A 15,162-nucleotide genomic window follows, 5' to 3' on the forward strand; every position below is an offset into this window, starting at 1 on the left:
GCGACTAATTCTACTTTTTACTCTTTGGGAGTCTAGTAAATCCTTAGATTATAGTTGAATTATATTGTTATCAACAATCTTAAAATATTAGAAATTCCTAGGAGAGTAAAAAAACTAGAAAGACCCCACTTAATTATATTATTAAAAATGCGGTTTTAAAAGTTAAAAATATATTTACTTAAAATATAGTTTAATAGCTAATTGGGCTTTAAGTTCAACTTTTAACCTATTCATTCTTGAAAATATCCTGAACTTAAAACTTTCAAAAAAGAATAAGTTGAGTTTCCTGTAAAAACCCTAGAATATAGATTTCATAAGAATATTAACTATTTTTATGTTTGTTGAATATTAAATTTTTTTATGTCAAAAATTAAACTATAATAAACCAAAATAATTATGGAGGTACTATGAGTTATTTTCAAGAAGCAAACAATCTTTACAATAGTAAAAACTACCTTAAGGCATTGGATTATTATGAAAAAGCTATAAAAATCAACGAAAATTTATCTTGCTCATATTATAATGCAGGAGTATGTGCTATAAAAATGAAAAATTATAATATAGCAATCAAATACATAGAAAAGGCTTTAAGCTATTCAGCTGAAAGTAAGTATTTTTTTAATCTTGCTTATTCATATGCAATGATTTCTAATTCTAAAAAAGCACTTTTATATTTTAATAGAGCATGGGCTTTAGATAATAATGATACTGATTGTAAAAAAGCAATTGATTTACTTTTAAAAAAACTTTAATAGGGATTCCATACATTTGGTATCCCTATTATTATAAATGAGTTTTTAAATTAATCAATAGTATTTAAACAAATTATGAACGAGTTAATATTTCAAATTCATATATAGAAAACATTACCACTCCCCAATTACTTTATCTTTCTTATGATCGCTATCAAAATTTTTATTATCAAAATAATTTCCTCCAACATAGAATGTCGGATCAACATTTATCCATCTTTTTTCTTCTGGTAAATATACTTCATTCCATGCATGACTTACCCACTTTGTTCCATCAAATCCTTGTCCAACTACTATCCTAACCTTTAAATTATTGGCTCTAGCCATGGCTACATATAAACACGCATAGTCAAAACATATGCCTTTTCTTGTGTTATATGCTTCCATTGCACCAGACTTATTCCTATAATTATCACTCATTATAGCTTCAGCTTTTGAATAATCATATTTTATATTGCTTCCTACCCAAGAATAGATTACTTTTGCTTTTTCCTTAGTAGATGTCCTATTTTTGGTTATACTTCTCGCCAACGAGTCAATTTCATTATTGGATTTAACACCTTCATCCAAGGTTATTCCATTATAAAGTACAATTCCCCCTTTAGGGATGTTTGTACTATTTCCTACATTTGTTTCGCTATTAACTACATCTATTTTTAATGAGTCACCGATTAAATCTGGTAAAGTCTTTGCAAAATTAGATGTTGAAATAGGATTAAATATATTTTTATAAAAATATTGATAGGATTTTGATTCACTTGCAACCTTAGTAATTTTATCTGAAGGCTTTAGGAATATTACCCCTTGCAATAACATACCAAATAGACAAGCTAAAATTATTCCATAAGGTATCTTAAAAAATCCTGAAATTATTGCTCTTCTAATGCTACCTCCACCATCTGAATAACTCTCAACTCTTTTAACTATTGGCTTAATAATCACACTATTAATTATAGCAAAAGGTATTAAACTTATTCCATATGCGATTGAAGTACATATTATAAGAATTATATAATACGATAGTTTAGGATTATTCTGCACAAACTCGCTAAATGAAGGTGATATTGTATCAAAAAAATTCTTGTTAAACAATGAGCTTTTATTTAAAAAGTTTATTGTAAAGAAAAATGAAATAATAAGACATATACTTTCCTCAATGCTTTTTATCTCATTCATAAAATTATTAGCTTTAAATCCATTAAATATTCCTATTACTATAGGAATCAGTAAACAAGAAAAAAATAGTATATCTATATAGTAACTTTTCAAAAGAACACCTCCTTAATGGATTAGTAATCATATTATACCTTTAAAATCCTAATCGTAAATACTTATGTTCAATGTTTCTTTTGCAACACCAGATGCCATTTCATAGTCATAGCCTTTAGATATTAAAAATTTAATAAGCTTAGTTGAGATAACATATTTGTTATCTTCTTTTCTCGCTAAACTCTGTAGTTTTTTTTCTGCAAGTTTAATACATGTATCTTTTTCAATATTTTCATCTATGTTCATTAACTTCTCATTAATTGTTTCTTTATCAATACCTTTTCTCATCAATGTATACTTAATCTTATTTCTTCCTTGATTTTTAATCTTATCTTTTATATACAGTTCGCTATATTTATCATCATTTATAAAATTATATTCCTCTAAAAATTTAAAAGTTCTTTCAATTGTCTTCTCTGAATATTCTTTTTCTATTAGCTTATCTTCAATTTCTTTTCTGGTTTTATGATTTTTTTCAAGTATTCTTAATGCTGAATTTTTGCATTTTAAAAATTCTTCTTGAGCAACTAACTCACTTAGTTTATCTAAATCTATCACCATATCTTTAGATAAATTAATTTTATATATTAACTCTCCAAAACAAGAGAATGCATATGCGTCATCTATATATACATTTACTCTTTCTTTATTTCTTTTAGCTACTTCAATTTTTGTTATCTTACTCAATCTTATTCATCTCTTTCATTGGGTTTTAAAATATGAATTGTTGGAGCCTTAAGTAAAAGTTCTGAAACTTCATAAATATCTTCTGGCTTTAATTTGTTTAGCTCATCCATATCTTCAATAAATTCATATATATCTTCATCTTCTAACAACTGATGTAAACAATAGTTTCCTAAATCTGTTGGATCTTCCAAAGTGGATATTACCGCAGTTTTGTGAACTTTTTTCATTAAAGAAAATGTTGAATCATCAAAAATTATTTTTCTATTCTTTATATCTTCTATACAGTTATTAATTACCTTCATAGTCTCAGATGCACTCTCTTCATCTACTGATGTAAATATATGAAGGGTTTTAACATCTTTGCTTATATCCAAATGAGTATATACATCATAGGCTAAACCCCTATTTTCTCTTAATTCTCTAAAAAGTAATGAATTTGAACTTTCCCCTAACTTATGATTTAGTATTTTCAAAGGAAGTTCCATGCTCTTAGGTAATTCCTTAAAAGCAAATAAATAAGTAATTGTGGTTTGTTCAATATCATTCTTATAAGTTTCAAATATTCCAGGTTTATTTTTTTCAAATATAAACTCAGGTTTCACAGGAATTGATTTTTCCCAAGAACTAAAATGTTTTTGAACTAAATCTATTGCTTCATCATGAGAATAATTTGATACAAATGTAAGAATCGCATTGGTTGAATTATAGTATCTTTTATAGAACTCTGCTAAGTCTTTTCTTTTAAATGCAGCAACACTTTCTTCTGTTCCCATTATATCATACTTAAGCCCGCTTTTTTGGAAAGCAAAATCACTAGTTCTTCTAAAACTCAAATCCTCAATATCATCCTTACTTGTTCTGATTTCAGATAGAATTACTCCTCTTTCCTTTTTCAATTCTTCCTCATCAAAAACTGGATTTATAATCATATCACTCACTAACTCTATAGCATTTTCAATCTCCTCTTGAAGACAGGTAACTGTATAGACAGTTGAAGTATAATCTGTATAAGCATTATATTCCCCACCTAAATTTTCTAATTCATTATTTAATTCCTCGTTATTTCTTTTTTGTGTCCCCTTAAACACCATATGTTCAATAAAATGAGATATTCCCTTCTCATTATCATTCTCATATAAGGCACCTACCTTTATTCCTAAATTTATAGATGCTAATTGTGTATCTTTATTTATTGTTATAACCTTAAACCCATTTTTTAAAACATGGGACTTTGCATCAAAATTAAGTTTCACCATTCATTTGCTCCTTTTATTATTAATTACTTTAATTATACCTGTAAATTATTATATAATATATTAATGAAAGGAGTAAGAGTATTATGGAAAATATATTAATTGTTGAAGATGAACATAGAATAAGAGCGCTATTAAAAGATTATCTTGTTATTGAGCAATTTAACATAATTGAAGCCTCCAATGGTAATGAAGGATTACACCTTTTTAAGCAAAATGACATAAAGTTAGTTATATTAGATATAATGATGCCTGGACTCAATGGTTTAGCTGTAATGGAGGAAATAAGAAAAACTTCTTCAGTCCCTATAATTTTACTAACTGCTAAAAGCCAGGAAGAAGATAAATTATTAGGCTATGAGCTAGGTGCAGATGACTATATTACTAAACCTTTTTCACCAAAAGTTCTTGTGGCCAAAATTAAAGCATTATTAAAAAGAACTAGTTCTAGTACTAAGGGTACTATTATAAGCTTTTCTAAGCTAAGTGTAAATAAGGAATCCATGGAAGTATTGGTTAAAGGAACTTCAATTACACTTACACCAAAAGAATATGATTTATTGTTATATCTTATTGAAAATGAAAAAATTGTTCTTTCTAGAGACACAATCTTGGACGGAGTTTGGGGATATGATTATTTTGGAGATAACAGGGTTGTAGATACTACAGTGAAACGTTTGAGAGAAAAGCTAGCTGATGCATCTGATTACATTGTAACTGTTAGAGGAAGTGGATATAAATTTGAGGTGAAAGAATGAATAGTAAAATAGGTAAAAGAATATTTATTATCACCCTATTAACACTAACAATTCTAGTTTCACTTATTCTAATTTTTCAAAAAAGTTTCTTTGAAAAATTCTATATACAAGAAAAAACTAAAAATCTTAGTAATAACCTAGATACATTTAGTAAAAATAATTCTTTCAAGGGTGATGATAGTACTACCTTACTAGAATCAATGTATAAATTTCAAGAAGATAACAATGGCCAACTAGGAGTATTATACCTAGATACATCTAAAGTATTTTTCCCTCCTAATACAAGGAGTGAGTTTAAAAATCTATTTAGATCAATTTTTAATGGGTTAGCCTCCGATAAAGCTACAGTTAATTCATTGATATCTTCAGGTAAAGTAAAAACTGAAACATACTATAGTGAAGAATTGGATACAAATATAATAGTATCAGCTTGTCCAATGTCATTAAATTATAAATATGATTCTATTCTTATTGCTGTTTCTACTGTTCATCCAATTAGAGAAGCTTCAAGTGTATTATCCTCATTTATACCATACTTTATAGCTGTTTCTTTATTAGTAGCCGTATTATATTCAGTTATTTTATCTAGATATATCGCTAATCCACTTATAAAGCTTAATAAAATTGCAACTAAAATGAGTAACATGGATTTTTCAGAAAGATATACACCTAAAGATAATGACGAAATAAACAATCTCGGAGAAACTTTAAACTTCTTATCTTCTAACTTAAGCAATGCACTAGAAGAGCTTAAAAGCAAGAATTTGTCACTCCAAAATGAAGTTGAAAGGGAACGAGAGATTGAGGAAATGAGAAAAAACTTTATCGCAAATGTTTCCCATGAATTAAAAACTCCTATTGGAATAATAGAGGGATATGCTGAGGGATTGAGGGATGGTATATTAAAGGATCCTGACGGAAATTACTTCAATATCATAATTGATGAGGCTCATAAGATGAATAAACTTGTTATGGATATGTTAGAGTTATCTAAAATTCAATCTGGAGTTCTAAAACCAAAGTTTGAAAGTTTCAACTTAATAAGAATGATAAATTTATCTCTTAGAAAATATGAAGGTTTGATAAATGAAAAAAATCTATCTATAAATTTTAACCCTTCCTTTGAATATCTTTACGTAACTGGCGATACTTTTCAGATTGAGCAAGTATTAAGTAACTTTATAACTAATGCAATAAAGTACACTCCTAACAATGAGGAGATAATTATCACTTTAGAAAAGTTAAATGAATTAATCCTTGTATCCATAGAAAACTTAGGCGCATCTATAGCCCCAGAAGAGCTTGATAATATATGGAATAAGTTCTATAAGGTGGATAAGTCAGGTAAGCGTGATGGTAATTCCTCTGGATTAGGGTTATCTATTACAAGAGGCATATTAGACCTACATAAGAGTTCTTACGGAATTAAAAATACTGAAAAAGGTGTTTTAGCTTTTTTCACATTAGAAGCTTCAAAAGAAACTGAATATGAATAATAGAAAGAAGAAGCCTCTGCTTCTTCTTTCTATTAGCATTCCATAAGTAGCCTTTTTTAGCTTTTATTTAATCTATAAAAAGCCCCCATCTATTGAGATTATTTGCCCAGTTATATATTTGCTTTCATCACTGGATAAATAACTAACTAAATCACCAACTTCCTTTCCTTCACCAAATCTACCTAATGGGATTTCTTCTTCTAATTCTTTTCTTTCTTCTTCATCCATCCATTTATTCATTTCTGTATCTATAACTCCTGGTGCAACTGCATTTACTCTTATATTAGCAGAACCCATTTCTTTTGCTAAAGATTTTGTAAATAAATTTATTGCCCCTTTGGTTGAAGAATAAACTACCTCACAAGAAGCTCCTGCTATTCCCCACATTGAAGAAATATTTATAATACTTCCTCTTCTTTCAGATAACATATGTGGAATAACAACATGGGACATATTAAGTACTCCCTTAATATTTACATCTATTAATGAGTCCATTTCTTCTACTTTGGTATCCATAAATAGTCCTATCTTTGAAATGCCTGCATTATTTACTAATATATCTATTCTTTTAAACACTTTAAGAGTCTCTTGAGCAATATATTTGCAGTCATCATAATTTGCAACATTCCCTTTTACTATATGGCTATCCCCTCTAAGAGCCTTAATTTTCTCTTGTGTGTCAATTGCACCTTTTTCATCACTATTATAATTTATAATTATATTTGCACCTTTTTCAGCCAAACTAATTGCAATAGATTTTCCTATTCCTTTTGATGCTCCAGTGACAATTGCTACTTTTCCTTTTAAATTACTCATTTTTCCTCCTAGTTGTATAATTATAAAATTTCTTTTATAACCCTTTCAGCATTTTTATAAAATATTTTTTCTATCTCATTTTCTTTAAATCCATTCTTAATAAGTGCTTCCTTAAGCAAGGGCATTTTTGAAACATCTTCTATCTCCACCTTATTCTCTATTCCATCAAAATCACTACCTAAGGCTATAACTTCAATTCCGCCTACATTTCTGATATGTTTAATGTGAGCAATAATATCGTCTATTCTAGATACTTCGCTTTTTCCTAAAAACCAAGAGCAGAAATTAATACCCATTACCCCCCCGGTATTCCCCAGTACCTTTATCATGTCGTCAGTTAAATTTCTAGGATGATTACATATTTCTCGCGCGTTAGAATGGGAAGCAATAAATGGTTTTTTTGAATATTTATAAACATCGTAAAAACCCCCGTCAGAAAGATGGGATGTATCAATGAGCATTCCTAATTCATTCATTTTACTTACTACTTCAATACCAAATTCCTTAAGACCTTTATTCATAAATTCCTTTTTATAATTTGGATATCCTATTGAGTTTTCATAATTCCAGGTTAATGTAATTCCTCTAATACCTAAATTATATACTTCTATTAAATTATCTATAGTTCCTTTTATTACTTCTCCTTCTTCAATAGTAAAAAGCGCTCCAATTTTATCACTATTTAAATGCTTGTAACTAGTTACTCCATTAATTACATCTTTATTATAATTCAATTCTTTTTGGAAGTTACTAAACATACTTTTAAACTCTTCAAAAGGATCTTCTACCTTTTCTAAATTTATGAAGAAAGCAAAAAACTGACAAAATGCTTCCCCTTTAATTAATTTATCTATGTCTACAGATCCACTACTCTTTTTAAGATTCTCTCCCCTATTTTTATATAAAAATGATGGTGTATCACAATGCATATCTATAAATTTCATTTCTTCCTCCAATAATATTTATAATTCTTTTCTGCTTAAAACTATTCTATTATCTAATTCTATATCTAAAGTCCACTTAATTAATTTAAATCTTTGATTTTCATACTCTAAGGTAGTAATATGGTTTGGAAACACACAACACCCGTCATTATAATACTCTCCTGTCTTTAAATCACTTATTCTGCTACTATGTGTATGACCTGCTATAATCCTCTTATTATTTTTTGTACACCATTCTATAATCCTACTATCTATTTTATTTCTTTTAGAAATATTTCTTGCTGGAGATATAGGCGTCTTAATTCCAAAGTTTTGCAATTTACTCCATACACTTCTTAATAAAAATCTTGAAAGTAACCATAAATCACTATTAAAAAAATCCACTTGATGCCCATGTATTACTAAGTATTCATTTTCTCCATTTGTTAACTTAATACCTTCGCATATATCACCTTCACCATATAAATCCATAAGCACTTTATAAAAAGCTTCATTCTTACTAAAATTAATTATTTTTGTTAGTCTTTTCTTATTCTTCTTGATCATATCATGATTTCCCCATATTAAATAAAGATCATTTCTTTTTTTAAACTTAAGAAGAATTTCAAAAATATCTTTATATACAAACCCTATATCCCTAAAATCTTTATTTTCCCAAAGCTCGTCTCCATCCCCAATTTCTATTAGCTTAAATTTATTTTTTAAATAGTAGTTTAAAGCTCCTTTATATATATTATAATTTTGTATTAAACTATCCCTATAGCTTCCATCCCCTCTATGGCAGTCACTTATAAACACAAACTTATCTCTTGGTTTTAACTCCACTATTTTAGAATTACAACATAGATTATCTAATCTTTTATTGTACATATTTTCCTCTTTAATTATTAATATCATTATACTATATGAAAAAGACATATATCTAGGCACACTGAAGATAATTATTCTCATTAGTTATGATAATTTGAGTAAAATAAAAATCACCATATACTTATATGGTGATTCTGAAATCATACTTAATTATATAGTGGATGTTTTTCGCATAAAGCTCTAACTCTAGCCTTAGCTTCCTTTAAATCCTCATCCTTATTTTCAATAACATAGCTAATTATAGAAGCTATTTCTTTCATATCTTCCTTACCAAAACCTCTTGTTGTTACTGCAGCAGTACCAATTCTTATTCCAGAAGTTACGAAAGGACTTCTTGTTTCATTTGGTACGGTGTTTTTATTAACTGTAATGCCTACTGTATCAAGCAATTTTTCTGCTTCCTTTCCAGTAATGTCTTTGTTATTTAAATCTAATAATATTAAATGATTATCTGTTCCATTTGATACTATCTTAAATCCATTCTTAACAAGTTCTTCAGATAAAACAGCACAATTTTCTACAACATTTTTTCCATATTCTTTAAAAGATGGATCTAATGCTTCCTTTAAACATACTGCCTTTGCTGCAATAATATGCATTAAAGGGCCACCTTGCATACCAGGAAAAATACTTTTATCAAGATCCTTAGCATATTTTTCTTTGCAAAGAATAAGGCCTCCTCTAGGTCCTCTTAAGGTTTTATGTGTTGTAGTTGTAACGAAGTCTGCATATGGCACAGGACTAGGATGAACTCCAGCTGCAACTAATCCAGCAATATGAGCCATATCAACCATAAATAACGCTCCAACCTCGTCAGCTATCTCCTTAAATTTCTTAAAATCTATTACTCTTGAATAAGCTGATGCTCCTGCAACTATAAGTTTAGGTTTATGCTCTAACGCCAATTTTCTTACTTCATCATAATTAATAGTTTCAGTTTCTTTATCAACTCCGTATGACACAAAGTTAAATAATTTTCCTGAAAAGTTTACTGGTGAACCATGAGTTAAATGTCCTCCATGACTTAAATTCATTCCTAATACTGTATCACCTGGATTTAAAATTGTAAAATATACTGCCATGTTTGCTTGTGAACCTGAATGAGGTTGAACATTTGCATGTTCTGCTCCAAAAAGTTCCTTGGCTCTTTCTATTGCTAAAGATTCAACTTCATCAACAACATGACATCCACCATAATATCTTTTTGCTGGATATCCTTCTGCATATTTATTTGTCAAATATGATCCCATTGCTTCCATTACAGCTTTAGAAGTAAAATTCTCAGAAGCAATAAGTTCAATTCCATATTGTTGCCTGTCTAACTCCTTATTAATAAGGTTTAGGATATCACTATCCATTTCTTTCAAATTTGTAAAGTTCATATTAACACCCCAATTTCTTAAAATTTACGTTACATATTTTATTTTATCATACGAAAACATAAAAATAAATTAATAGTTGAAGTTAAAGGGTTATATGCTATAATTTCATATGAAAAGAAATGTTTAACGGAGATATAAATTTATGGATAGCAATAAAATATTACATGTGGCTACATATGCTGGCAGAATAATTTTAGAAAACGGTGGCGAAACCTATAGAGTCGAAGAAACAATAAATAGAATATGCCATGCTTTTGGTATGGAGGATGCTGATAGCTTTGTAACGCCTACAGGAATAATGGCATCTGCTTTTCACACAGAAAGAGGTACATTTTCACTTGTGAGAAGAGTTAGATCTAGAACTGTTAATCTTCAAAAAGTTCATGAGGTAAACGACTTATCAAGAAATATACTTTTAAAAAACATGACCGTACTTGAGGTATTAGACGAACTAAAGAAAATAGATAAATCTAAAAGATATGATAATAAAACAACCATATTCTTTTCTGCTTTAGGTGCCGGTGCATTTTCGATGCTTTTTGGAGGGAATATAAAAGATTTTGTAGCTGCTTTCATTATAGGTCTTGTAATAAAATATTTTTCAATTGTTAGTAGCTCTCTTTCAATAAATGATTTTTTCACAAACAGCATATCTGGAGCTATAACAGCCATTATGGCTTTAATTTTCATTAAATTAAATATTGCATCTAATTTAGATATGACCATAATTGGAGCCATTATGCTTCTTGTGCCTGGTCTTGCTATTACAAATGCAATTCGTGATACTATTGCAGGCGATTTTGTTTCTGGATTAACAAGAGCTGCTGAAGCCTTTCTTGTTGCTATTGCAATTGCTGTAGGTTCAGGAATTGTATTAAGCTTTTGGTTTAAATTTTATGGAGGAATATAATTATGATTAAAGAAATTGTAGTATCTATAATTGCAACTTTTGGCTTTGGAATTATATTTAATATAAAAGGGAAAAATCTTGTTTTCGCTTCTTTAGGCGGTGGATTAGGTTGGTTAGTTTATAAATTATCTTTAAATCATTCAAATTCTGCTACCTTAGCTTTATTTATATCTTCTATTATTTTCTCTGCATATTCAGAAATATTAGCAAGAATATTAAAAAGTCCAGTAACTACCTTCATAATTTGTGCATTAATTCCTCTAGTTCCTGGTGGAGGAATGTATTATACTATGTATGAAATAGTCCAAGGAAACATTGATAAGTCTCTTGAGCTAGGACTTAATACATTAGCTTCTGCAGGAGCCTTAGCGTTAGGTATTATTTTCGTTTCTTCAATAACTAGGATTATAATAACTCCAAAAGCGAGAAAAACATAAATTAAGATAAAAAAGTGGATGTCTCAAAATTTAATTATGAGACATCCACTTTTATTATTTCATAAAAGAATTAAGTGTTTTAATCAGATTTTCTAATCCTTCTTCTCCTTCACTTCCTGGTTCTATTCCTATACAATTTCTAGCATAATCCTCTAATATTAATCCACCAACTTTATTTATTGCTGCTCTAATTGCTGAAATCTGAACTAGTACATCTGAGCAACATACATTTTTATCTATCATTCCTTGTATACCCTTAACTTGGCCTTCTATTCGTTTAAGCCTTGTTAGAATATCTTTTTTTAACTTTTCTTCTTTTTCCATTTTTTCATCTCCTTATACCTATAAGGGGTATTTTCTATAATTATAACCTATGCTTAATTTATTATTCAAGCAAAAAATCGTCAAGGCGATTAGGAAAGCTATAATGTTATCCTTAACCTTAAAATATTATAAATTCCTAAAGAGTAAAATAACCCAATCCATATTTATATAAAAACATGGATTAGGCCATATACCACTTAATTATTTATCTTCTTTATTTAATGAAATTCCTAATTCCACAAGTTGTTTTTCGTCTGCTACATTAGGAGCTTCTGTCATTGGGCAGAATGCATTTTGATTCTTAGGGAATGCAATAACATCTTTTATATTATCTGTTCCTGCTAAGAACATAATCATTCTATCAAAACCAAATGCCAATCCACCATGTGGAGGTGGTCCAAACTTAAAGGCTTCTAATAAGAATCCAAATCTTTCCCATGCACTTTCTTGTGTAAATCCTAAAACTCCAAACATTCTTTCTTGAAGCTTAGTATCATGTATTCTTATAGAACCTCCACCTAGCTCTTCACCATTAAGTACTAAGTCATATGCTTTAGCTCTAACTCTTCCTGGATCAGATTCTAGATATTCTAAATCTTCATCCATTGGACATGTAAATGGGTGATGAGCTGCAAAATATCTTCCTTCTTCTTCATCATATTCTAAAAGTGGGAATTCCGTAATCCAACAGAAATTAAATTCATTTTTATCCTTTATTAGGTCATATTTTTTAGCTAATTCTAATCTTAATTGACCTAAAGACTGGAATACTACAGAATTTTTATCTGCAACTATAAGTATCATATCGCCAGTTTCAGCTGACATCACATCTATAATATTTTTCAATTCATCTTCTTTTAAGAATTTAGATATTGGAGATTTTATTTCTTCTTCCTTTAATTGGATCCAAGCAAGACCTTTAGCTTTAAATGTCTTAACAAATTCACCTAATCTATCTATATCCTTTCTTCCCATGTTTGCTCCATCTTTAAGACATATAGCCCTAACTGATCCACCATTTTCTAAAGCATCTTGGAAAACTTTAAACTCAGCATTTTTTACTGTTTCGGATAGATCTCTTATTTCCATACCAAATCTTAAGTCTGGTTTATCTGAACCATATTTCTCCATAGCTTCTTTATATGGCATTCTTCTTATTGGAAGCTTAACATCAATATTTCCAACTTCCTTGAATACATGCTTAATTAACCCTTCATTAAGTTCCATAACATCATCTTGTTCAACGAAACTCATTTCTAAGTCTATTTGTGTAAATTCTGGCTGTCTGTTTGCTCTTAAGTCTTCATCTCTAAAACATTTAACAATTTGGAAGTACTTATCAAATCCAGAAACCATTAAAAGTTGCTTAAATAGTTGTGGTGATTGAGGTAATGCATAAAACATTCCTGGATAATTTCTTGAAGGAACTAAATAGTCTCTTGCTCCTTCTGGTGTACTTTTTGTAAGCATTGGAGTTTCAATTTCTAAGAACTCACTGTTCACAAGATAATCTCTAACTGCTTTCGCTGTTTTACTTCTAATCATAAGTATTTTTTGCATATCACTTCTTCTTAAGTCCAAGTATCTATACTTAAGTCTGATATTTTCAGCTGCATCTAAATTATCTTTAATATATATAGGAGGTGTTTCTGATTCTGAAAGAATTTTTATTTCTTCTCCCTTTAATTCAACCATCCCAGTTGCCATTGCATTATTTGGAGCTTCTCTTCTTATAATTTCACCTTTTATTGCTATACAATATTCAGGTCTAACTTTATTAGCTTTTTCGAATGCTTCTTTGTTTATTACTTCTCCAAATACTACCTGTAAAATTCCTGTTCTATCCCTAAGATCTACAAACTCAAGTCCCCCTAAGTTTCTATTTCTTTGAACCCATCCCATTACAGTTACTTTTTGTCCTATGTGCTCTTCTCTTAACTCTCCACACATTATGGTTCTTTTCCATGAATTTAAGGCTTCACCCATTTTTCTTCCTCCTAATTACTTAACTAAACTTACTATTTCTTCTAATGAATCTAATTTTATATCAAATGTTTCTCCATCAGACATTCTTTTGATTTTACCTGTACCATTTACAATTTCATCATCACCTAATATTAAAGTAAAAGCTGCTCCTATTTTATTTGCATACTTCATTTGAGCCTTTACACTTTTCTTCATGTGATCACAGTCACTCTTAATTCCAAGTTTTCTTAGCTTGTAAGTAAGCGCAAAGGCTTTGACTCTAGCTAAATCTCCCATTGAACCAATAAATAGATCAATTGTATTTGGTTCTGGAATCTCTATTCCTTCTTCCTCAAGAGTAAGTAATAATCTTTCTAGTCCTAATCCAAATCCAACTGCAGGTGTCTCAGGACCACCTATTTCCGATATAAGACCATCATATCTTCCACCACCGCATACAGTTATATCTTTATTTATTATTTCAAAAACTGTTCTAGTGTAATAATCTAGTCCTCTAACTATTTTAGGATCTATCTCAAAATTAATATCCATAGCATTTAAATAAGTTTTTACTTCCTCAAAGTGATTACTACAATCTTCACAAATATAATCTAAAATAACTGGTGCATTTTTAGTAATTTCTTTACAACTTTTTTCTTTACAATCCAGTATTCTCATTGGATTTTTCTCATATCTACTTTTACAAGTATCACAAAGATTATCATAATTTTCTTTTAAGAAATCCATTAATGCCTTGTTATATTTTGCTCTACAATCTGGGCAACCTAAACTATTTATATTTAGAGTTAATCCCTCTATTCCAAATTCATCTAATGCTCTCATTGCTAAGGAAATGACTTCTGCATCAATAGACGCTTCCTTTGAACCAAATATTTCAATACCAAATTGGTTAAATTGTCTAAGTCTTCCCTTTTGCATTTTTTCATATCTAAAACAAGGAGTAAAATAATATAACTTTGTAGGTTGTGCATCATTAAATAATGAATTTTCAATAAATGCTCTAACAGAAGGGGCAGTACCCTCTGGTTTTAAAGTTATACTTCTTTCACCTTTATCTAAAAATGTATACATTTCCTTTTGAACAACATCTGTAGTTTCTCCAACTCCCCTTTTAAAAAGTTCAGTGTGCTCAAATATAGGAGTCCTAATTTCTCTTATTCCATATTCTTTTGAAAGCTCTCTAAATTTATTTTCTACATATTGCCACTTATATGCATCCTTAGGAAGCATATCTTTTGTCCCTTTTGGAGCTTGAATTTTATCCATTAACCTTCCTCC

Annotated in this window: 15 protein-coding genes; 5 read left to right on the forward strand and 10 right to left on the reverse strand. The window is 29.2% G+C overall.

The annotated features are described in order from the left end of the window. The first annotated feature begins 407 nt into the window (after positions 1-407). Positions 408-752 (forward strand): tetratricopeptide repeat protein, encoded by a 345-nt coding sequence (locus JK634_RS04780; protein WP_202766479.1) that lies wholly within the window; start codon positions 408-410, stop codon positions 750-752. A 114-nt stretch (positions 753-866) separates the two neighbouring features. Here the strand turns inward: JK634_RS04780 and JK634_RS04785 are convergent, their stop codons facing one another. Genes JK634_RS04785 through JK634_RS04795 form a run of 3 tightly spaced genes read right to left on the reverse strand, consistent with a single transcriptional unit; the run spans position 867 to position 3,964 of the window. Further along, a complete protein-coding gene (locus tag JK634_RS04785; protein ID WP_243425554.1) occupies positions 867-2,021 on the reverse strand; it encodes a transglutaminase-like domain-containing protein in 1,155 nt (384 codons plus the stop codon). A 48-nt stretch (positions 2,022-2,069) separates the two neighbouring features. Further along, entirely contained in the window at positions 2,070-2,708 is a 639-nt protein-coding gene (recX, locus tag JK634_RS04790) for a recombination regulator RecX (protein WP_202766480.1), read from the reverse strand. A 2-nt stretch (positions 2,709-2,710) separates the two neighbouring features. Next, positions 2,711-3,964: a M16 family metallopeptidase gene (locus tag JK634_RS04795; RefSeq protein WP_202766481.1), complete on the reverse strand. Its 1,254-nt coding sequence runs from the start codon at positions 3,962-3,964 to the stop codon at positions 2,711-2,713. Positions 3,965-4,044: 80 nt separating this feature from the next. Here JK634_RS04795 and JK634_RS04800 point away from each other — a divergent pair, with 80 nt between their 5' ends. Both JK634_RS04800 and JK634_RS04805 read left to right on the forward strand, forming a co-directional pair. Further along, on the forward strand, positions 4,045-4,719 hold the full coding sequence (locus tag JK634_RS04800) for a response regulator transcription factor (RefSeq protein ID WP_338031212.1): 675 nt from the start codon (positions 4,045-4,047) through the stop codon (positions 4,717-4,719). After that, positions 4,716-6,215, forward strand: coding sequence for a sensor histidine kinase (locus JK634_RS04805; RefSeq protein ID WP_202766483.1), 1,500 nt, complete (start codon positions 4,716-4,718; stop codon positions 6,213-6,215). The genes JK634_RS04800 and JK634_RS04805 overlap by 4 nt, the downstream gene beginning before the upstream one ends. 72 nt (positions 6,216-6,287) lie before the next feature. Here JK634_RS04805 and ymfI read toward each other — a convergent pair whose 3' ends face one another. From ymfI to glyA, 4 genes are all read right to left on the reverse strand, one after another. Beyond that, positions 6,288-7,031, reverse strand: coding sequence for an elongation factor P 5-aminopentanone reductase (gene ymfI, locus JK634_RS04810; RefSeq protein ID WP_202766484.1), 744 nt, complete (start codon positions 7,029-7,031; stop codon positions 6,288-6,290). A gap of 20 nt (positions 7,032-7,051) precedes the next feature. Continuing rightward, positions 7,052-7,975, reverse strand: a complete 924-nt coding sequence (locus JK634_RS04815; protein ID WP_202766485.1) for a dipeptidase — start codon at positions 7,973-7,975, stop codon at positions 7,052-7,054. An 18-nt stretch (positions 7,976-7,993) separates the two neighbouring features. Continuing rightward, on the reverse strand, positions 7,994-8,845 hold the full coding sequence (locus JK634_RS04820; protein ID WP_202766486.1) for a metallophosphoesterase: 852 nt from the start codon (positions 8,843-8,845) through the stop codon (positions 7,994-7,996). 146 nt (positions 8,846-8,991) lie between these two features. Further along, positions 8,992-10,227, reverse strand: coding sequence for a serine hydroxymethyltransferase (gene glyA, locus JK634_RS04825; RefSeq protein WP_202766487.1), 1,236 nt, complete (start codon positions 10,225-10,227; stop codon positions 8,992-8,994). 142 nt (positions 10,228-10,369) lie between these two features. Here glyA and JK634_RS04830 point away from each other — a divergent pair, with 142 nt between their 5' ends. After that, entirely contained in the window at positions 10,370-11,137 is a 768-nt protein-coding gene (locus tag JK634_RS04830) for a threonine/serine exporter family protein (protein WP_202766488.1), read from the forward strand. Positions 11,138-11,139: 2 nt separating this feature from the next. Next, positions 11,140-11,574: a threonine/serine exporter family protein gene (locus JK634_RS04835; RefSeq protein WP_202766489.1), complete on the forward strand. Its 435-nt coding sequence runs from the start codon at positions 11,140-11,142 to the stop codon at positions 11,572-11,574. A gap of 54 nt (positions 11,575-11,628) precedes the next feature. Here the strand turns inward: JK634_RS04835 and JK634_RS04840 are convergent, their stop codons facing one another. From JK634_RS04840 to hisS, 3 genes are all read right to left on the reverse strand, one after another. Next, positions 11,629-11,898 carry a metal-sensitive transcriptional regulator gene (locus JK634_RS04840; RefSeq protein WP_202766490.1) on the reverse strand — a complete coding sequence of 90 codons (270 nt, stop codon included), beginning with the start codon at positions 11,896-11,898 and terminating at the stop codon, positions 11,629-11,631. Between the two features lie 201 nt (positions 11,899-12,099). Then, a complete protein-coding gene (aspS, locus tag JK634_RS04845; protein ID WP_202766491.1) occupies positions 12,100-13,884 on the reverse strand; it encodes an aspartate--tRNA ligase in 1,785 nt (594 codons plus the stop codon). 15 nt (positions 13,885-13,899) lie between these two features. Then, a complete protein-coding gene (gene hisS / locus JK634_RS04850; protein WP_202766492.1) occupies positions 13,900-15,150 on the reverse strand; it encodes a histidine--tRNA ligase in 1,251 nt (416 codons plus the stop codon). Positions 15,151-15,162 lie beyond the last annotated feature (12 nt).

Origin of the sequence: Clostridium paridis, assembly GCF_016765615.1 — a bacterium.
GTDB classification, from domain to species: Bacteria; Bacillota; Clostridia; order Clostridiales; family Clostridiaceae; genus Clostridium_T; species Clostridium_T paridis.